At 69.0% G+C, this 19,910-nt stretch carries 16 protein-coding genes; 11 read left to right on the top strand and 5 right to left on the bottom strand.

Going from position 1 to position 19,910, the window contains the following annotated elements; all coding sequences use genetic code 11:
* Window position 1: 1 nt before the first annotated feature.
* Together ABL840_RS13270 and ABL840_RS13265 are read right to left on the bottom strand one after the other, a co-directional pair.
* Window positions 2–1,258 (bottom strand): cation:proton antiporter, encoded by a 1,257-nt coding sequence (locus tag ABL840_RS13270; RefSeq protein WP_093204669.1) that lies wholly within the window; start codon window positions 1,256–1,258, stop codon window positions 2–4.
* Between the two features lie 36 nt (window positions 1,259–1,294).
* The gene (locus ABL840_RS13265; RefSeq protein ID WP_093300703.1) at window positions 1,295–1,612 is read right to left on the bottom strand and encodes a winged helix-turn-helix transcriptional regulator; all 318 of its coding nucleotides are present in this window, start codon (window positions 1,610–1,612) and stop codon (window positions 1,295–1,297) included.
* Window positions 1,613–1,741: 129 nt separating this feature from the next.
* Here ABL840_RS13265 and ABL840_RS13260 point away from each other — a divergent pair, with 129 nt between their 5' ends.
* The gene (locus tag ABL840_RS13260; protein ID WP_093300704.1) at window positions 1,742–2,314 is read left to right on the top strand and encodes a carboxymuconolactone decarboxylase family protein; all 573 of its coding nucleotides are present in this window, start codon (window positions 1,742–1,744) and stop codon (window positions 2,312–2,314) included.
* Between the two features lie 240 nt (window positions 2,315–2,554).
* The gene (gene cysS / locus ABL840_RS13255) at window positions 2,555–3,949 is read left to right on the top strand and encodes a cysteine--tRNA ligase (protein ID WP_093300705.1); all 1,395 of its coding nucleotides are present in this window, start codon (window positions 2,555–2,557) and stop codon (window positions 3,947–3,949) included.
* Window positions 3,950–4,026: 77 nt separating this feature from the next.
* Here the strand turns inward: cysS and ABL840_RS13250 are convergent, their stop codons facing one another.
* Window positions 4,027–6,366 carry a heavy metal translocating P-type ATPase gene (locus ABL840_RS13250; RefSeq protein WP_093300707.1) on the bottom strand — a complete coding sequence of 780 codons (2,340 nt, stop codon included), beginning with the start codon at window positions 6,364–6,366 and terminating at the stop codon, window positions 4,027–4,029.
* 70 nt (window positions 6,367–6,436) lie between these two features.
* Between ABL840_RS13250 and cadR the strand changes: the two genes are divergently transcribed.
* From cadR to ABL840_RS13220, 6 genes are all read left to right on the top strand, one after another.
* A complete protein-coding gene (gene cadR, locus ABL840_RS13245) occupies window positions 6,437–6,910 on the top strand; it encodes a Cd(II)/Pb(II)-responsive transcriptional regulator (protein ID WP_093300708.1) in 474 nt (157 codons plus the stop codon).
* 62 nt (window positions 6,911–6,972) lie between these two features.
* Window positions 6,973–7,359, top strand: a complete 387-nt coding sequence (locus tag ABL840_RS13240) for a hypothetical protein (RefSeq protein WP_093300710.1) — start codon at window positions 6,973–6,975, stop codon at window positions 7,357–7,359.
* A 76-nt stretch (window positions 7,360–7,435) separates the two neighbouring features.
* Window positions 7,436–8,668, top strand: a complete 1,233-nt coding sequence (locus ABL840_RS13235; protein ID WP_093300711.1) for a TolC family protein — start codon at window positions 7,436–7,438, stop codon at window positions 8,666–8,668.
* Entirely contained in the window at window positions 8,665–10,191 is a 1,527-nt protein-coding gene (locus ABL840_RS13230; protein WP_093300713.1) for an efflux RND transporter periplasmic adaptor subunit, read from the top strand. Before ABL840_RS13235 ends, ABL840_RS13230 begins: the two co-directional genes overlap by 4 nt.
* Window positions 10,188–13,361 (top strand): efflux RND transporter permease subunit, encoded by a 3,174-nt coding sequence (locus tag ABL840_RS13225; RefSeq protein ID WP_093300714.1) that lies wholly within the window; start codon window positions 10,188–10,190, stop codon window positions 13,359–13,361. Before ABL840_RS13230 ends, ABL840_RS13225 begins: the two co-directional genes overlap by 4 nt.
* Window positions 13,358–13,714: a copper-binding protein gene (locus ABL840_RS13220; RefSeq protein WP_093300716.1), complete on the top strand. Its 357-nt coding sequence runs from the start codon at window positions 13,358–13,360 to the stop codon at window positions 13,712–13,714. The genes ABL840_RS13225 and ABL840_RS13220 overlap by 4 nt, the downstream gene beginning before the upstream one ends.
* A gap of 60 nt (window positions 13,715–13,774) precedes the next feature.
* Here the strand turns inward: ABL840_RS13220 and cysE are convergent, their stop codons facing one another.
* Window positions 13,775–14,548, bottom strand: coding sequence for a serine O-acetyltransferase (gene cysE, locus ABL840_RS13215; protein WP_093204653.1), 774 nt, complete (start codon window positions 14,546–14,548; stop codon window positions 13,775–13,777).
* Window positions 14,549–14,650: 102 nt separating this feature from the next.
* Window positions 14,651–15,400, bottom strand: coding sequence for an RNA methyltransferase (locus ABL840_RS13210; protein ID WP_093300717.1), 750 nt, complete (start codon window positions 15,398–15,400; stop codon window positions 14,651–14,653).
* 110 nt (window positions 15,401–15,510) lie between these two features.
* Between ABL840_RS13210 and ABL840_RS13205 the strand changes: the two genes are divergently transcribed.
* Genes ABL840_RS13205 through ABL840_RS13195 form a run of 3 tightly spaced genes read left to right on the top strand, consistent with a single transcriptional unit; the run spans window position 15,511 to window position 19,909 of the window.
* Entirely contained in the window at window positions 15,511–16,569 is a 1,059-nt protein-coding gene (locus ABL840_RS13205) for an inositol monophosphatase family protein (RefSeq protein WP_093300719.1), read from the top strand.
* 2 nt (window positions 16,570–16,571) lie between these two features.
* On the top strand, window positions 16,572–18,818 hold the full coding sequence (locus ABL840_RS13200) for an FUSC family protein (protein WP_093300720.1): 2,247 nt from the start codon (window positions 16,572–16,574) through the stop codon (window positions 18,816–18,818).
* Entirely contained in the window at window positions 18,818–19,909 is a 1,092-nt protein-coding gene (locus ABL840_RS13195; RefSeq protein ID WP_093300721.1) for a mechanosensitive ion channel family protein, read from the top strand. Before ABL840_RS13200 ends, ABL840_RS13195 begins: the two co-directional genes overlap by 1 nt.
* Window position 19,910 lies beyond the last annotated feature (1 nt).

Here is a 19,910-nt window from a genome sequence, read left to right as displayed (position 1 = left end):
ATCAGGGCTTGGCTGCGTGCGCGGCGTCGGCCGCCACAGCCGGCTTGCGGCCGATGAAAAGATTGATCAGCGGCCCCGTCATCGCGGTGGTCGCGAGGGCCATCACAAGCAGCATCGTGAACAGCTCGGGGCCGATCAGCCCCGCGTCGAGGCCGATCTTCATCACGATGAGTTCCATCAGCCCACGTGCATTCATGAGCGAGCCGGTGGCCAGGCTGTCGCGCCAGCCGTAGCCCGCCATGCGCGCGCCGGCAGCGCCGCCGGCGATCTTGCCCACGGTGGCCACGCCCACGATCAGCAGCATCGCGCCCAGGCTGGCACCCGAGAAGGCGTTGGGCGTGGTGCCCAGCCCGGCGAGAGCGAAGAAAAGCGGCATCAGCACCACGATGGAGATCGGCTCGATGCGCTCGGTGAGCGACTTCAGCAGGCGGTCGTCGCGCGGCAGGCAGGCTCCGAAGAGGAAGGCGCCGAACACCGCGTGCAGATGCAGCCACTCGGTGGCGAGGGACGTCGCGAGCAGGCCGATCATCAGCGCCGCCATCACGGTGGTCGAAGGCTCGCCCTCGGGCGCCTTGACGCGCAGCAGCCACGCGAAGGCCGGCTTGAGCCCGAAGAACAGCGCCGCCAGCACCACCGCCATGCCCAGCGTGATCTTCAGCAGCCCCTGGTAGCCCTCGCCCGCACCGACCATCGCGACCACGAAGGCCAGCAGGATCCAGGCGAACACGTCGACCACCGCCGCCGCGCCCAGCGAGAGTTGGCCGAAAGGCGTGCGCGTCATGCCGCGGTCCTTCAGGATGCGCGCCATCACGGGGAAGGCGGTGATCGACAACGCCGCCGCGATGAACAACGCGAAGGGCCAGAAGCCGACGCCGGCCGGCGCGAGCGAGGGATGCAGCGCCGGCGCGATCGCGAGGCCCAGCGCCATCGGCACGACCACGCTCAGCACGCCCACGTAGCCCGCCGAGCGAAGCTGCTCGCGCACGCCCTTCGAAGCCCGCAGCTCCAGGCCGACCACGAACATGAACAGCACCAGCCCCAGGGTGGAAAGCGACGAGAGCCCCTGCAGCGACTCCTTGGAGAACAGCTGCGCATGCAGCGAAGGAAAGAGCGCCCCCATCACGACCGGGCCGAGCATCAGGCCCGCTGCCATCTCGCCGACCACGCCGGGCTGGCCCACGTGGCGAAGAACCCAGCCGCAGAAGCGGGCGGTGACCAGGATGACGATGAGCTGCAGCAGGAGCGAAGTGACGGACATCGAAGGACTGGAGTCGGAGGGGATATCCGGCCTATGTTAGTTCGAAGCCGTGTCGTCCAGCCAGCGGTTGGCCCACTGGTTCAGCGGCAGCAGGCGCCGGACGAGTTCCGCGCCCGCCTCGGTCAGCACGTATCCCGCGCCCGCGAGCTCGACCACGCCGGCCGCGCGCAACTCCTTGAGCCGGTCGTTCAGCACCGAGGGCGACATCTGGTCCGTGCTCGTGCGCAGCGCCCTGAAGCTCTGCGGCAGGCCATCGCGCAGCTCCCAGAGGATGCGCAGCGTGCCCTTGCGGCCGAGCTGCTCCAGCAGCCGCATGACGGGGCGGCGCGATACGGCGGGTTGTGCTTCTTCCATGACGAGGCCTTGCTTGATCGATCAGGCGAGTGTACGCGCTTGCGCTACGCAATCCGTAGCGATAGACTGCATCCAACCGCTACGTATTTCGTAGCGATTTCAGCCTCATCGCCATCAAGGAGACTCCTCGTGACCGACACCACCGAACACCACCCGCCGCGCATCCCTCCACTCGAAGCCCCCTACCCCGAGCCCATCGGCGAACTGCTCGTGCGCATGACGCCGCCGCAAGCGCCAGAAGTACTCGCGCTGTTCCGCGTGCTGGCCGTGAACCCGGCACTGGCCGAGCGCACGCTGGACCTGGGGCGCTACCTGCTGGGCCGCAAGGCGGCCATCAGCCTGCGGGAACGCGAGATCGTCATCCTGCGCGTCTGTTTCCGTTGCGGCGCCGAATACGAATGGGGCGTGCACTGGACCGGCTTCGCCGATGCCGCCGGCTTCAGCGACACCGACCGCCGCGCGATGGCATCGGCCGACGGCGACCTCACCCTGCTCGCTCCGCGCGACCGGCTGCTGGTGTCGATGGTCGACCAGCTCCACGACACCAGCGACGTGGACGATGCGCTCTGGGAGGCCCTGCGCGCGCACTGGAGCCACGCGCAACTCATCGAGCTGATGATGCTCGCGGGCTGGTACCACTCGGTGAGCTACGTGTGCAATGCGGCGCGCGTGCCGCTGGAGAAGTGGGCGGCGCGTTGGTGACGTGGCGTCCGCAGCATGGTGCTTTCCGTTTGACCAGCCCCGGAGCGAACGCTACGATCACTTCGATGTTTGCTTTCGCATCCTTGTCTTCCCTGCTTTTCCGCGCATGCTGTCTGAGCCTGCCAAGGGGAGTCTGCGGCTAGCGCTTCGGTTCACGTCCGCATCCCTGATGGCCACCTGTTGCAAGACCGGTGGCCATTTTGTTTTTCAACGACCACCCTCGCATCACGAAAGGCCCGCATGTCCGTTGCCCTGTACGACACTTGGTCGCGCTCCCTGCGCCCGTTCACGCCCTTGCAACCTGAGCATGTGGGCCTGTACTGCTGCGGACCGACGGTGTACGACTACGCGCACATCGGCAACCTGCGCACGTACGTTTTCGAAGACGTGCTGCGCCGCGTGCTGGAATTGAACGGCTACCGCGTGCGGCATATCGTCAACATCACCGACGTCGGTCACCTTGTCTCGGATGCCGATGAGGGCGAAGACAAGATGGAGAAAGGGAGCAGGCGATCCGGAGAGACTGCCTGGTCCATTGCGCAACGCCATACGGCAGCCTTCCAGTCCGACTGGCGGGCGCTGAATCTGCTGGAGCCAGCAGAGTGGCCGCGTGCCACTGACCACATTCCCGAGCAGCTGGAATTCATCGCCGCTCTCGAACGCAAGGGCTACACCTATCGGACCTCCGACGGCATCTACTTCGACACCGTGAAGCAGGACGACTACGGCCATCTCGCCCGCCTCGAGCGCACAGGCCTGCAGGCCGGCAAGCGAGTCGCAATGGGCGAAAAACGCAATGTCTCGGATTTCGCCCTCTGGAAATTCAGCCCCACGGACAGCAGACGACAAATGGAGTGGGACAGCCCCTGGGGACGCGGCTTTCCCGGCTGGCACATCGAATGCTCGGCCATGTCGGCCAAGCACCTGGGCCCGTGGTTCGATATTCACTGCGGCGGAGAAGACCACATCGGGGTGCATCACAGCAACGAGATCGCGCAAACACAGGCATGCCACGGCACCCGGCTTGCCAACTTCTGGATGCATGGCCATTTCCTCACGCTGGACGACAAGAAGATGGCCAAGACGGAGGGCGACTTCCTCCGCCTGCAGACATTGATCGACCGAGGCTTCGACCCGTTGGCCTATCGCTACCTGTGCCTTACCGCGCACTATCGGAGCACGCTGCGCTTCACCGAGGAGGCCATGGGCGCGGCGCAAGCCACACTGGAGCGGTTGCGCAACACGTATGCAAGTTGGCCCGAGGGCGGCACGGCACACGAGGGCTTCGTGGCCCGCTTCAATGCAGAGGTGAACAAGGACCTCAACCTGCCGCGCGCTCTGGCCGTTCTGTGGGAGTTGAGCCGAAGCGATCTATCGGCAGCGACACGGCGGGCCACTGTCGATCATTTCGACGCGGTGCTCGGGCTGCGGTTGTGCGACTGGCAGGCAGACTCACCCGAGGTACCTGCGGATGTAGTGGCCTTGCTGGATCAACGCCGGGAGGCCCGTGCCGGCAAGGACTGGGCACTGTCCGACCATCTGCGCGATGCACTTGAAACGCTGGGCTGGCAAGTCGAAGACAGCGCGGAAGGGCAGCGGCTGCGCCGGGACGGGAGCGCGGCAGAAGGAAGCTAGACCCGCCTGCGGCGACCGTCGATGCGGGACGGGCCGCAGGGTCTGCCGACAGGCCTCCTCTTCACTGGTGCCTTGCCTTAGCCGCGCGCCTTGTCACCCGAAGGCACGCGCATCAACCGCAACCCGTTCGCCACCACCAGCAGACTCGCACCCATATCCGCGAACACCGCCATCCACATCGTCGCGCTGCCGAACACGGCGAGCACGAAGAACACGCCCTTGATGCCCAGCGCCAGCGTGATGTTCTGCCACAGCACCGAGTGCGCGCGGCGCGAGAGGCGGATGGTTTCGGGGATGCGGCGCAGGTCGTCGTTCATGATGACCACGTCGGCCGCTTCCATCGCGGTGTCGGTGCCGGCGCCGCCCATCGCGAAGCCGATGTCGGCCTGCGCGAGCGCGGGAGCATCGTTGATGCCGTCACCGGTCATCGCCGCTGCGCCGTAGCGCTGCTGCATGGCCTTGACGGCGTCGAGCTTCTCCTCGGGCAGCAGGTTGCCGCGCACGTCCTCGATGCCGGCGTGGGCGCCGATGGTCTTGGCGGTGGCGGTGTTGTCGCCGGTGAGCATCACCGGCACCACGCCGAGCGCGCGCAGTTCCGCAACTGCAGCCTGCGACGACTCCTTGATGGTATCGGCCACGGCGAACAGCGCGAGCACGGCCTTGTCGGATGCCAGCAGCGTGACGGTGCGGCCGGCTTCCTCATGGCGCTTGAGCTCGGCTTCGAGCGACGGCGTGCAAAGGCCGCGCTCCTCGATCAGCCGGTGATTGCCCAGCACGTAGACCTGCCCCGCGTGCGCGGCCTGCACGCCGCGTCCGGGCAGCGCGGTGAAGTCGGAGACTTCGCCCTGTTCGCTCTTCAGGCCCTCGGCGATGGCCTTCGACACGGGGTGGTCGGAGCGGCCCGCGATGCTGGCGGCAACGACGAACACCGCTGCTTCATTGCCCGCATCGCCGATCAGCGACGACTCCACCAGCTTCGGCTTGCCTTCGGTGATGGTGCCGGTCTTGTCGAGCGCCACCGCCTTGAGCTTACGCGCCTCCTCGAGGTAGGTGCCGCCCTTGATGAGAATGCCGCGCCGCGCGGCCGAAGCCAGCGCGCTCACCACCGTGACCGGCGTGGAGATCACCAGCGCGCACGGGCAGGCGATGACCAGCAGCACCAGCGCCTTGTAGACCGACTGCATCCAGGTCCAGTCCATGAAGAACGGCGCGAACACTGCAATGGCCAGTGCCAGCACGAACACGGTCGGCGTGTAGATGGCGGCGAACCTGTCGACGAAGCGCTGCGTGGGCGCGCGCGAGCCCTGCGCTTCCTCGACCGCGTGGATGATTCGCGCGAGCGTGGTGTTCGACGCCACCGCCGTCACGCGGAACTCCAGCGCGGCGGTCTGGTTGATGGTGCCGGCGAACACCTGGTCGCCGACGGTCTTGTCGACCGGAATGCTCTCGCCGGTGACCGGCGCCTGGTCGATGGCGCTGTTGCCTTCGGTGACGATGCCGTCCAGCGGCACGCGCTCGCCGGGACGGATGCGCGCGACGGCGCCGAGTTCGACCGCGCTGGCCATCACGGTCTTCCAGCTGCCGTCGGCCTGCTTCACCTCGGCCTGCTCGGGCGCGAGCGCCAGCAGGCTCTGGATGGCGTTGCGCGCGCGATCCACGGCACGGGCCTCGATGAGTTCGGCAATGGCGTAGAGCGCCATCACCATGGCGGCCTCGGGCCACTGGCCGATGATGAAGGCGCCGGTGACGGCCACGGCCATCAGGGCGTTGATGTTCAGCCGCCCGCGCACCAGCGCGGCGAAGCCCTTCTTGTAGGTGTCGAGGCCCGCGAGGCCGATGGCGCCCAGCGCCAGCAGCATTCCGGCCGCCATGAAGCCCTTGCCCTCGAGCCCCATAAAGGAGATCGACTCGGCCGCGATGGCCAGCACCAGCGCCGCGACCAGGCGGGCCAGGCCCGCGCTCATGCCCGCGATGCGTGCCGGTGCGGCCACGGCAGCCTGCGCGCCTGCGGCGGGGCCGGTTGCGTCGCCCAGAGGCTCGGGCTTGAAGCCGGCCTTGCGGATGGCTTCGAGCGCGTTGGGCAAGGCTGCGGTATCGGCCGTGATCGCCATCGTGCGTTCGCCGAGGCGAAAGCGCAGCGCCCTGACGCCCGCGACCGGTTCGAGCGCGCGGCGGATCTCCGACTCCTCGACTGCGCAGTCCATCGTGGGAATGCGAAAGAGCAAGGCGCCCTTGGGAATGTCGCCCGTGTCGATTGCGGGCGACGAGCCGCAGACCGGGTTGCCGCAGCACGATGCCGCGGCTGGAGGATGCGCGTGCCCATGCGAGTGATCGTGACCGTGGCCATGCTCGTGGCCGTGATCGTGCGGATGAAGGGCCGGCGTCACCGGCTTCAGGGCGTTCTGGTTCGTCGTCATGGAATCGATTGGAAACCCTGAAGCAGGTGTAGAGTCAACCACCCATCTCCACCCTTTCATTTGCCGCATCATGAAAATCGGTGAACTGGCCAAGGTCGCGAACACGCCTGTCGAGACCATCAGGTACTACGAGCGCGAGCAGCTGCTGCCCGAGCCCGCGCGCACCGACGGCAACTACCGCATCTACGACGAAGACCACGCCCAGCGCCTGGGCTTCATCCGCCGCTGCCGCTCGCTGGACATGACGCTCGACGAGATCCGCAGCCTGCTCAAGTTCCGCGACGCGCCGCAGGAAGACTGCGGCGAGGTCAACCAGCTGCTGGACGACCACATCGGCCACGTGGCCGCGCGCATCGCAGAGCTGAAGACGCTGGAAAAGCAGTTGAAGGCATTGCGCCAGCAGTGCTGCGGCCCCGAGTCGGCGAACGCCTGCGGCATCCTGCAGGAGCTGGACACCGCAGCGCTCGCGCCCGAGACCTTCGGGCAGCACGCGGGCCACGTGCACGGCTCGCTGCACGGTACCGGAGCGAAACGCTCGGCCTGAGGAAGGTCGAAGGCCGGACCGGCGCACGCAACGCTACACTGCGCTCCCTCATCCTTCCGAACATGGCCCGCCGGCATTCCATCCATCGCTGCCTGACCGCGCTTCTCGTGGTCATGTCGCTGCTGTTCTCGCAGCTGGCACTGGCAAGCTATGTCTGCCCGGGCACGCCGGACACGGATTCCATGGCCGAGATGATGGCGACGGGCGCTCCCTGCGAAGGCATGGACATGGCCCAGCCGGTGCTGTGCTTCCAGCATGCGGCCGACATGTCGCTCTCCTTCGAGCCCGTGAAGCTGGCCACACCCTCGCTGCCCGCCATCGTGCAGGTCGTGGTCCTCCCGCTGGTGCTGGCGTCGGAAGGCCATGCCGTTCCGCGGCAGGCCGTGCCCGAGCGGCAGCATCCGCCGCCCGATCCCGTTTTTCTCTCCACGCTCAGACTGCGAGTCTGAAATCTCCGTCGACTGACCGGTGCTGGCGCGGCTTGTCCGCCCGCCAGCGATCACCTCGTTCGTCCGCGGAGTTTTCATGTCCATTCTTTTCCCGCGCGCGGCCGTGCTGGCCGTCGCGCTGCTGCCGTACCTCGCGACGGCGGCCCCCCTGTCCCTCGAGGAAGCGCTGCGGCTCGCAGTCCGGCGCTCCGAAACCACGCGCGCCGCCCGCGCCGGCGCATCCAGCGCCACCGAAGCGGCGCATTCCGCCGCGCAGCTTCCCGACCCCACGCTGCGCATCGGCATCGACAACCTGCCCGCGACCGGCCCCGACCGCTTTCGCACGACCAGCGACTCGATGACGATGAAGCGCATCGGCATCAGCCAGGAATGGCTGTCCGCCGAGAAGCGCGCCGCGCGGCAGGCAGCCGCCGACGCATCGGTCGGCCGCGAGACGGTGCTGGTGCAGGCCGCTGCAGCCGACACCCGCCGGCAGGCCGCGCTCGCCTACGTCGATGCCTTCTACGCCGGCGAGAGCCTGAAGCTCGCCAGGCTCATGGAGCACCATGCGCACGAAGAGCTCGAGGCATCGCGCGCACGCCTGTCCTCCGCCACGGGAAGCAGCCAGGAAGCGCTGGCGCTGACCGGCGCAAGAGGCGCTTCCGAAGACGAGACGGCCGACATCCTGCAGCAGCAGGGCACCGCCGCCATCGCGTTCGAGCGCTGGACCGGCGTGCCGCCCGACGAACTGCAACCTCCCGGCGCCATCGCTCTGCCTTCCGAGGAAAGCTACGTGGCCGCGCACCCCACGGTCGCGGCGATGCAGCGCGACCTCGAAGTGGCAAGGCGGACCGCCGATGTCACCGCGTCCGACCGCAAGCCCAACTGGACCTGGGAGATCGCCTACGGCCAGCGCACCGGCTATGCCGACATGGTGTCGGTGGGCGTGAGCATCCCCCTGCCCGTCGCGCCCGGCGAACGCCAGGACCGGAACACCGCCGCCAAGCTGGCGCTGGCCACGAAGGCCGAGGCCGACCTGGCCGAAGCAACCCGGGCGGCGACGGCCGAATACCGGTCGCTGCGCAGCGATGCCCAACGCCTGGAGCAACGCGTCGACCGCTATCGCGCCGGCGTCGTCGTTCCCGCCGGCCAGCGAACCGCGGCCGCGATGGCTTCGTACCGGTCCGGCCAGGGGAGCCTCGTCTCACTGTTCGAGGCACGCCACGCCGAAGTCGAGGCGCAACGCAAGCTGCTGACGCTGCAGCGCGACCTTGCGAAAACCCAAGTCCAACTGGCCTTCCGGCCGCTCACTGCCGAGGTGGCGCAATGAACAGAACCCGCATGATCGGCGCGTCGCTGCTGGCCGCCCTGCTGCTCGCTACGGGCGCCTTCTACCTGGGCCGCAAGACGGTGCAGCCCATGGACACGCCGCCCGCCATGTCGGCGACAGACGGCCGCAAGGTCCTCTACTGGCACGACCCCATGGTGCCCGGCCAACGCTTCGACAAACCCGGCAAGTCGCCCTTCATGGACATGCAACTGGTGCCCGTGTACGCGGACAGTTCGACCGGCACGGCCAGCGAAGGCGGGGTGCAGGTCAGCCCGGGAGTGCGGCAGAACCTCGGCATCCGCCTTGCCGACGTGCGAAAGGCTGAAACCTCCGCGTCCTTCGACGCGGTGGGCAGCGTGCAATTCGACGAGCGGCTCAACGTCGCGGTGCAGACGCGCGTCGCCGGCTATGTCGAACGCCTTTCGGTGCGCGCGCCCATGGAGCGCGTGCGCAAGGGGCAGGCACTGGCGACCGTCTTCGCGCCGGAGTGGCTGGGGCCGCAGAACGAGTTTCTGGCGCTCAGGCGATCAGGCGTAGCGCCGGAACTCGTGGCGGCAGCGCGCGAGCGCATGCGGGCCATGTCCATCCCCGACGAGCTCGTCCGCCGCAGCGAGCAAAGCGGCACGGCGCAGGCGCGCTATGTGCTCTCGGCGCCGTCCGATGGCGTCGTGGCCGAGCTTGGCGTGCGCGAAGGAGCCGCCGTCACGCCGGGCATGACACTGTTCCGCATCGCGGGGCTCGAGAAGGTCTGGGCGGTCGCCGAGATTCCGGAAGCGCAGGCGGCGCGTCTCGCGCGTGGCCAGAAGGTCAAGGCGGTGCTCCAGGCGGATGCGACCCACTCCTTCGACGGAACGCTCGAAGAGCTGCTTCCCGAGATCAGCGGCTCGACACGAACCCTGAAGGCCCGCTTCGAGGTCGACAACCGGAACGGCGGGCTCACGCCCGGCATGCTGCTGCGCCTGCAGGTGACCGGCCCTGCCAGCACGCGGCTGGTCGTGCCCGCCGAAGCAGTCATCCGCACCGGCAGGCGCGCCGTCGTCATCGTGCGCAAGGCCGATGGCGCCTTCGAGCCGCGCGATGTGTCGCTTGGCGCGGACCTGGGCGACGACACCGAAGTCCTCGCGGGCCTGAACGAAGGCGAGCAGGTGGTCGCCAGCGGCCAGTTCCTGATCGACTCGGAAGCCCGTCTGCGCTCCGTGCTCGGCAACATGGCGGCCTCCGCACCTCCCTCCGCACCGCCCCCCACGCCTGCGCCCGCAGCCACGCCGGCCACGCCGGCCACGACGATCCACAAGGCGGAAGGCAAGGTCGAGAGCGTGGCGCCCGACGGCATCACCATCTCGCACGGCCCCGTCACCACGCTGAAGTGGCCGGCCATGACGATGGGCTTCGCGAAGGCGTCGCCGGATGCCTTCGCCGGAATCAGGCCCGGCGACCAGGTGCGCTTCGAATTCATGGAAGGCGGCCCCACGGGTTACGAGCTGGTCTCCGTCCAGCGCGTGCAACAGGGCGCCAAGCAATGATCGCCGCCCTCATCCGCTGGTCGGTCGGCAATCGCTTCCTGGTGCTGATCGCGACCCTGTTCCTCGTAGCCGCGGGCTGGTGGTCCGTCGCCCGCACGCCGCTCGACGCGCTGCCCGACCTGTCGGACACGCAGGTCATCATCCGCACGCCCTTCCCCGGCAAGGCGCCGCAGGTGGTCGAGGATCTCGTCACCTATCCGCTGACCACCACCATGCTCAGCGTGCCGGGCGCGAAGACGGTGCGCGGCTACTCGTTCTTCGGCGATTCCTTCGTCTACGTGCTGTTCGACGACAAGACCGATCCCTACTGGGCGCGCTCGCGCGTCGTCGAGTACCTCAACCAGGTGCAGGGCAGGCTTCCCCCGGGCGCGAACGCATCGCTGGGCCCCGATGCCACCGGCGTGGGATGGGTCTACGAGTACGCGCTGGTCGACCGCACCGGCACGCGCGACATCGGCCAGCTGCGCGCGCTGAACGACTGGTTCCTCAGGTTCGAGCTCAAGACCGTGCCCGACGTGGCCGAGGTCGCCAGCATCGGCGGCATGGTGCGTCAGTACCAGGTGGTGATCGATGCCGACCGCATGCGCGCGCTCGGCATCACGCAGCAGACGGTGGTGGAGGCGCTGCAGAAGGCCAACCAGGCCTCGGGCGGCTCGGTCGTCGAGTTCGCCGAGGCCGAGTACATGGTGCGCTCTCGCGGCTACCTGCGTTCACTGGACGACTTCCGCGCCATTCCGCTTTCGGCGACGGGCGCCACGCCCGTGCTGCTGCGCGACGTGGCGACGGTGCAGGTCGGCCCCGAGATGCGCCGCGGCATCGCCGAGCTGGATGGCGAAGGCGAAGTGGCCGGCGGCGTGATCGTCATGCGCTCGGGCAAGAACGCCCGCTCGACCATCGAGGCCGTCAAGGCGAAGCTCGAGAAGCTCAAGCCCGGCCTGCCGCCGGGCGTGGAGATCGTGCCGACCTACGACCGGTCGCTACTGATCGACCGCGCGGTGGAGAACCTGCGCGGCAAGCTGGTCGAGGAGTTCGTCGTGGTGGCGCTGGTCTGCGCGGTCTTCCTGTTCCACCTGCGCTCGGCGCTGGTGGCGGTGGTGGCGCTGCCGGTCGGCGTGCTGGCTGCCTTCATCGTCATGCACTGGCAGGGCGTCAACGCCAACATCATGTCGCTGGGCGGCATCGCGATCGCCATCGGCGCGATGGTGGACGGCGCCATCGTGATGGTCGAGAACGTGCACAAGCACCTCGAGGCCTTCGAGACGGCACAGGGCCGGCAGCCCACGACGGCACAGCGATGGCGGCTCGTCGCCGATGCTTCCGTGGAGGTGGGACCCGCGCTCTTCTTCTCGCTGCTGGTGATCACGCTCTCGTTCGTGCCCGTGTTCTCGCTCGAAGCGCAGGAGGGACGGCTGTTCTCGCCGCTGGCCTTCACCAAGACCTACGCGATGGCGGCGGCGGCCGGCCTGTCGGTGACGCTGATCCCGGTGCTCATGGGTTACCTGATACGCGGACGCATCCCGCACGAGGAGGCCAATCCGGTGAACCGCTTGCTGATGGCGGCGTACCGGCCGGCGCTGGAGCTGGTGCTTCGCTTTCCCAAGGGAACGCTCGCCGTTGCGGCGCTGCTGCTTGCGCTCACCGCCGTGCCGCTGAGCCGGCTCGGCGGCGAGTTCATGCCGCCGCTGGACGAAGGCGACCTCCTCTACATGCCCTCGGCGCTGCCGGGGCTGTCGGCGTCGAAGGCCTCCGAGCTCCTGCAGCAGACCGACCGCCTCATCAAGACGGTGCCCGAGGTCGCCCGCGTGTTCGGCAAGGCCGGCCGCGCCGACACCGCGACCGACCCCGCGCCGCTGGAGATGTTCGAGACCACCATCCAGTTCAAGCCCAGGTCGCAATGGCGCGCGGGCATGACGCCGGACAGGCTGGTCGAGGAGCTGGACCGCGCGGTCAAGGTGCCGGGCCTGACGAACGTGTGGGTGCCGCCCATCCGCAACCGCATCGACATGCTGGCCACGGGCATCAAGAGCCCCGTCGGCATCAAGGTGGCGGGCGCGGACCTGGCGACCATCGATTCGCTGACCACGCAGATCGAGGCGGCGGTCAAGGGCGTACCCGGCGTTTCGTCGGCGCTGGCGGAGCGGCTCACGGGCGGGCGCTACATCGACGTCGATGTCGACCGGCTCGCCGCCGCGCGCTACGGGCTTTCGGTGGCGGACGTGCAGGCCGTGGTGTCGACGGCCATCGGCGGCGACAACGTCGGCGAGGTCATCCAGGGCCGCGAGCGCTACCCCATCAACGTGCGCTACCCGCGCGAGATCCGCGATTCGCTGGAGCGGCTGCGGCAGCTGCCCTTCGTGACCAACAAGGGCGCGCAGCTTCTGCTGGGCGACGTCGCGCGCATCGCCGTCGAGGACGGCCCGCCCATGCTGCGCAGCGAAAACGCCCGGCTGTCGGGCTGGGTCTACGTCGACGTGCGCGGCCGCGACCTGCGCTCCGCCGTCAACGACATGCAGGCGACCGTCGACAAGGCCGTGAAGATGCCCTCGGGCTATGCGGTGTCGTGGTCGGGCCAGTTCGAGTACCTGGAACGCGCGACCGAGCGGCTGAAGCTGGTCGTGCCGGTCACGCTGGCGGTGATCTTCGTGCTGCTGTACCTGCTCTTCAGGTCGTTCGCTGACGCGGCCCTCGTGATGGCGGCCGTGCCGTTCTCGCTCGTCGGCGGCTTCTGGCTGATCTGGGCGCTGGGCCATTCGATCTCGGTGGCCACGGCGGTCGGCTTCATCGCGCTGGCCGGCGTGGCGGCCGAGTTCGGCGTGGTGATGCTGGTCTACCTGAAGAACGCGCTGGCGCGGCGCCTCGAAGCCGGCGAGCCGGAGAGCGACGAGACGCTGCTCGCCGCCATTCGCGAAGGCGCCGTGCTGCGCGTGCGGCCCAAGGCCATGACCGTGGCGGTCGTGATGGCCGGACTGCTGCCCATCATGTGGGGCAGCGGCACCGGCTCGGAGGTGATGACCCGCATTGCCGCGCCCATGGTGGGCGGCATGGTCACCGCGCCGCTGCTGAGCATGCTCGTCGTTCCCGCCGCGTGGTACCTGCTGCGCCGCCGCGGCCGCGCGGCACGGCCTTCCGTTTCCCTTCCCCCCGATCTCAACCAAGGAGCTACCCAATGAAAGTCTCGCACGCCCTCGCATTCGCACTGTTTGCCGCCTCGGCTGCCGTCGCGCACGCTCAGATGCCGAAGGACGACATGTCGTCCATGAAGATGCCGGCGCAAGGCCAGCCGGCCCAACAGGCGGGCGCCATGATGACCGACGCGGTCGTCCAGAAGATCGACACAGCCAAGGGCCTGGTCGTGCTCAAGCACGGCGACATCCCCAACCTCGCCATGCCGGCCATGACCATGGGCTTCGACGTGGCCGACAGGAAGATGCTCGACGCGATCAAGCCCGGCGACAAGGTCCGGTTTCATGTGGAGGTCGTGAAGGGCAAGCCGACCGTGACGCAGCTGGAAACTGCCCGCTGAACGACGGCCTGTGACGGGCCACGACGGGCGCGGCCTTTCGGCAAGCGCCCGTCGCCCCGTTTACTTGCCGATCAGCTGCGTGAGCTTGTCGGCCTCGAAGCTCTCGTCGCGCGCCGCGTCGCCCGGCACGCAGTCCTTGCTGCCGGGCTGGGCCGACAGCTTCTCGATGGCCTGCCACAGCAGCGCGATCTGGTGCTCCTGGCCGGAGGCGTTGTCGATCAGGCCTCGCAGCGCCTGGCTCAGCGGGTCGTCGTTCTGCGTCACGCCGTAGGCCGAGAAGCCCATGCGCGAGGCGGTTTCCTCGCGCCGCGCGGCCGCTTCGGCCTCGATGATGCGCGCCGGGTTGCCCACCGCCGTGGCGCCCGCGGGCACCGGCTTGGTGACCACCGCGTTCGAGCCCACCTTGGCGCCGTCGCCCACCACGAAGCCGCCGAGCACCTTGGCGCCCGCGCCCACCACCACGTTGCGCCCCAGCGTCGGGTGCCGCTTGGTGCCCTTGTAGAGCGAGGTGCCGCCCAGGGTCACGCCCTGGTAGATGGTGCAGCCGTCGCCGATCTCGGCCGTCTCGCCCACGACGACGCCCATGGCGTGGTCGAAGAACACGCGCTCGCCGATCTTGGCCGCGGGGTGGATCTCGATGCCGGTCAGCCAGCGGGCCCAGTGCGCGATGAAGCGCGCGGGCCACTTGAAGCCATGGGTCCAACAGGCGTGCGCCCAGCGATGCAGCACCACGGCATGGAAGCCGGGGTAGACCGTGATCACTTCCCAGGCGCTTCGGGCGGCCGGGTCGCGTTCGAGGATGCACCGGATGTCGGCGCGCAGTCTGGAGAACATCGCTGCCTTATGCCTTCTGTCTGTTGTCGTTATATCGATAGGGGCCGCGCAGTCTAAGGCCCGGGGTCTTCGCGTACGGGCGATGGGGTTTTAGTCAATCCGTCAGGAGCCCGCGCCACCCCTGGGCGGGCGCGTGGCGTCGCTCATGGCCTTGGCGATGCCGCGCAGGATGTGGATTTCCTCGGGCGTGGGCTGGGCGCGGTTGAAGAGCTGCCGCAGCCTGGGCATGAGCTTCTTGGGCGCCTCGGGGTCGAGGAAGCCGATTTCCACCAGCGAGCGCTCCCAGTGGTCGAGCATGCCGGCCACGGCCTGCGCGTCGGCCGCCTGCACGGGCTGGATGGCCTCGCGCACCTCGTAGCCGCCCAGCGCCAGCCGCCATTCGTAGGCGATCACCTGGATGGCCGCGCCCAGGTTGAGCGAGCCGAACTTCGGATCGGTGGGGATGCTCAGGGCCACGTTGCAGCGGTAGACGTCCTCGTTCCGCATGCCGAAACGCTCGGAGCCGAACAGGAAGGCCACGTGCTGGTCGCCCTTTTCCCCCTCTTTCGCGAGCGGCTCCAGGTGTTCCCGGGGCGTGCGGGTGGGCGGGCCGAAGTCGCGCGGGATCATGGCGGTGGCGCACATGTGGGTCACGCCGTCGAGGGCCTCGTCGAGCGTCTCGACGATGCGGGCGTTGGCCAGCACGTCGAGCGCGCCGCTCGCGCGCTGGATGGTTTCCTCGCGCCGCAGCACGTTGGCCCAGCGCGGGGCCACCAGCACCAGGTCGGAAAAACCCATGGTCTTCATGGCGCGGGCGGCGGCGCCCACGTTGCCGGCGTGGCTGGTCTGGATCAGGATGAAACGGGTGCGCATGACGGGTTTGGAGACACTAACGGGCGGAGCCGGTAAAATCCCCCGATTCTCGCCGCCCGCATCGCCGGGCCGTCTCCGGGGGCCCTCCCCACCGTTCTTCCCACAATCCAATGTCGTCCCCCAACCTGCATCCCATGCTCAACGTGGCCGTCAAGGCCGCACGCGCCGCTGGCGCAATCATCAATCGTGCCGCCCTCGACGTCGAGGCCGTGCGCATCTCCCAGAAGCAGGTCAACGACTTCGTCACCGAAGTCGATCACGCCAGCGAGCAAGCGATCATCGAGACGCTGCTCGGCGCGTACCCGGGGCACGGCATCCTGGCGGAAGAATCCGGCAGCCAGTACGGCGCCAAGGACTCCGACTACGTCTGGATCATCGATCCACTCGACGGCACCACCAATTTCATCCACGGCTTCCCGGTCTACTGCGTGTCCATCGCGCTGTCGGTGCGCGGCAAGATCGAGCAGGCGGTGGTCTACGACCCCACCCGCAACGACCTCTTCACCGCCACCAAGGGCCGCGGCGCCTACATGAACGAGCGCCGCATCCGCGTCTCGAAGCGCACCCGGCTCAACGAGTGCCTGATCTCCACCGGCTTCCCCTTCCGTACCGGCGACAACTTCAAGCAGTACCTGGCCATCATGGCGGACATGATGCCCCGCGCCGCCGGCCTGCGCCGCCCCGGCGCCGCCGCGCTCGACCTGGCCTACGTGGCCGCCGGCTTCACCGACGCCTTCTTCGAGACCGGCCTGAACCCCTGGGACGTGGCCGCGGGCTCGCTGCTGGTCACCGAGGCCGGCGGCCTGATCGGCAACTTCACGGGCGAGCCCGAGTTCATCGACCAGCGCGAATGCCTGGCCGGCGCCCCGCGCGTGTACGGCCAGCTGGTGCCGCTGCTCGCCAAGTACTCCAAGTTCGCCACCATCGACGAGAAGCTGCGCGCCAGCGACCGCGTGCGCGCCGTGTCCGCCTCCACCAAGGCCAGCAAGGCCGACGAATCGGTCGACCTCTACGCCCGCAGCACGGTGCCGGGCTTCGCCGACGAGGCCGCCGAAGCCCCGGCTCCGGCAGTCGCAGCGGCGGCTCCCGCTCCCCGCAAGCTCACGCGCGTGCGCCGCGACGCGCCCGCCAACGGCGCGCCCTCCGAGGGCAACTCCTCCGCCAAGTGACGATGCTGGGGCCCAGCAACGCCGCGCCCCGGGTCCGTGCCGCTCTGCGCATCGCGCTGAGCCACTACGTCGCGAGCGGGCTCACCGTCGCGCTGGGCCTGCTCTTCATCTCCGGCGGGGTCCATCTCTGGCTGGGCACCCTCGCGGCCTCGGCCGCCGCCACCGGCGTGATCGTCACCGCGCCGCCCGACCTGCCCGGCCCGCGCCGCGGCAAGTTCCTGCAGATGCTGCCGGCGCCGCTCATCGGCCTGCCGCTGTTCTTCGCGGTGCAGATGCTGCACAGCGCACCCATCCGCCTCGGCCTCGTGCTGGTGCCCGCCACCTTCATGGCCTTCCTGGCCATGGCCTGGGGCAAGCGGGGCATCCCGATCGCCATCGCGGTGATGTTCTCGATGGTGTTCTCCATGGCCACGCCGGCGCCCACCGGCATGGCCGACGCCATCGAGCGCACCTGGCACTTCGGCATTGGCGCGGGCCTCTACGTGATCTGGGCCACGCTGGCCAACCTGCTGCTCAACGGGCGCTTTCGCACCCAGTCGGTGGCCGACGTGCTGTATTCGCTGGCCGCGCTCATGCGCACCGAGGCCAGCCAGTTCCTGCCGCAGGATGAAACCCGCGACGTGCGCGACACCCCGGCGCCCATGCTGGGCCAGCTGCTGCGCGAGCAGGCCGCGCTGGCCGACCAGCTGCAGGCCACGCGCGACATCGTGCTCGAGTCGCCGCGCACCCCGCGCCGCCAGCGCCTGGCGGCCATGCTGGTGATCGTGCTCGAGATGCGCGACCAACTGCTGGCCAGCGAACTCGACCTCGACACCCTGCGCGCCCACCCCGCGCATGCCGAAGCGCTCATCGAGATGCGCCGCGTGCTCGAGGAGCTCTCCGACGAAACCATCGCGCTGGCCGATTCGCTCCTGCTGGGCCGCCAGCCCGACGCCGTGGCCGACCGCCGCCCGCGCCTCGCGGCCATCCACGTCTCGGCGGACGACAGCACCGCCAGCGGCGGCCACATCGGCCCCACGGCCGCCATGCTCGCGCGCGGGCTGGCCAGTCGCATCGGCCACATCAACGACGAGGTGCTGCGCCTGTCGGCCATGGCGCGCGGCGACGCCGAGCCCAACCTCGCCGTGGTGCGCGCCAACTGGCAGCTCTTCGTGAGCCCCACCGACTGGTCGCTGCGCCCCTTCTTCACGCTGTGGAGCTGGGACCAGCCGCCGCTGCGCCACGCCATCCGCGCCGCGCTGGCCATCGCTGCCGGCTACGCGATCGCGGTGTCGATGCCATGGGGCTCGCACGACTACTGGATCCTGCTGACCATCGTGGTCGTGCTGCGCGGCAGCCTCTCGCAGACGCTGGAGCGCCGCAATGCCCGCGTGGCCGGCACGCTGCTGGGCTGCGTGCTCGCCGTCGGCCTGCTGTCGGCACACCCGTCCGCGCTGATGCTGCTGGTCATCGTGACGGTGGCGCAGGCCATCGCGCACAGCTTCGCGGTGCGGCGCTACCTCATCACCGCGGTGGCCGCCACGGTGCTCGGCCTGGTACAGGCCCACATGCTGAACGTGGGCATCGCGCCGATCTTTGCGCTCTTCGAGCGCATCGCCGACACGCTCATCGGCGCGGCGCTGGCCTGGGGCTTCTGCTACGTACTGCCCTCGTGGGAGCGCACGCAGATTCCGGCGCTGGTCTCGCGCGTGCTCACGGCGCAGGCGCGACATGCACGGCTGGCGCTCGGCCTCGGCCAGCTCAAGGCCATCGACAGCAGCCCCGAGCTCGAATGGCGCCTCGCGCGCCGCGAAGCCTACGACAGCCTCTCCGCGCTGGTGCAGGCCACGCAGCGCTCGCTGTCGGAGCCGCGCGCGGTGCAGCCGCCGCTGGAGCCGCTTGAACACCTGCAGGCCCACAGCTACCAGCTTCTCGCGCAGCTCAGCGCGGTGAAGTCGATGCTGGTGCTGCGCCGCGACCGCCTCACGCCGGCGGAGGTCGAGGGCCCCATCGGCCGCACCGCGCAGCGCATCGAGGCGGCCATCGGAACTATTCCAACCACCGGTCCCTCCCACCCCGAGAGCGCCGGTTCGACCACGGTCGGCGGCCCGATCCCCCTGCCCGACCCGTTCGACAACGACATCAGCCCCTGGCTGCTTCGCAGGCTCGACCTGGCAACGGCACTCGCCACGCAGCTGCGCGACGACGCGGCGCGCATTCTTCAACCTCTGAACGAGACAACAGAACAAGCGAAGACGACCACCGCCTGATGACCAAAGAGATACTCGCCCACCCCTGGTTCGGCACCTGGATTGCCGCGCTGATCGCAGTTCCCCTCTCTCTTCTCGCCCACCGCATCGTCGGCCTCGTGCTCAGGCGGATCACCCGCCCCGCGCCGGCGCTGCATGCGATGGTGGTCAATTGCAGGGCGCCCGCGCGGCTGGTGTTCCCGCTGGTGGCGCTCACCGTGGTGTGGCAGGGTGCCCCCGACGACCTGCGCTTCATCGGCAACGTGCGCCACCTCACCGGCCTGCTGCTCATCGCCTCCACCACCTGGCTCGCGGTGAAGGCCATCAGCGGTTTCGCCGAGGGCGTGCTGGCGCAGCACCCTTCCGACATCGCCGACAACCTGCAGGCCCGCCGCGTGCTCACGCAGACGCGCGTGCTCGCGCGCACCGCCATGTCGGTGGTCGTGGTGGCCGGCGGCGCGATGATGCTCATGACCTTCCCCGGCGCGCGCCAGGTGGGCGCGAGCCTGCTGGCCTCGGCCGGCGTGATCGGCATCGTGGCCGGTCTGGCGGCCAAGCCGGTGTTCAGCAACCTCATCGCCGGCCTGCAGATCGCGCTGGCGCAGCCCATCCGCATCGACGACGTGCTGGTGGTCGAGGGCGAATGGGGCCGCGTCGAGGAAATCACCGGCACCTTCGTGGTCGTGAAGATCTGGGACGAGCGCCGGCTGATCCTGCCGCTCACCTACTTCATAGAGAAGCCGTTCCAGAACTGGACGCGGCATTCGGCGCAACTGCTGGGCGCGGTGTTCATCTACGTCGACTACGGCATGCCGCTCGCGCCGCTGCGCGCGGAGGTCGAGCGCATCGTGAAGGCCGCGCCCGAGTGGGACGGCCGCTTCTTCAACCTGCGCGTGACCGACGCCACCGAGCGCACCATGCAGATCCGCGTGCTGTGCACGGCCGCCACCTCGGGCCTGACCTTCGACCTGCGCTGCAGCGTGCGCGAAGGCCTCATCGACTTCATGCAGCGCGAGTACCCGCAGTTCCTGCCGAAGATGCGCATCTCGGCCGACGGCCTGCCCGAGCGCGAACAGCTGCAGCCGGCGCAACAGGGACAGGCCCCGGCCTGAT

Source organism: Variovorax sp. NFACC27, from assembly GCF_048301545.1.
Taxonomy (GTDB): Bacteria; Pseudomonadota; Gammaproteobacteria; order Burkholderiales; family Burkholderiaceae_C; genus Variovorax; species Variovorax gossypii.
The sequence above is the reverse complement of the archived record's forward strand: the minus strand, read 5'-3'. Positions and strand labels throughout refer to the sequence as shown.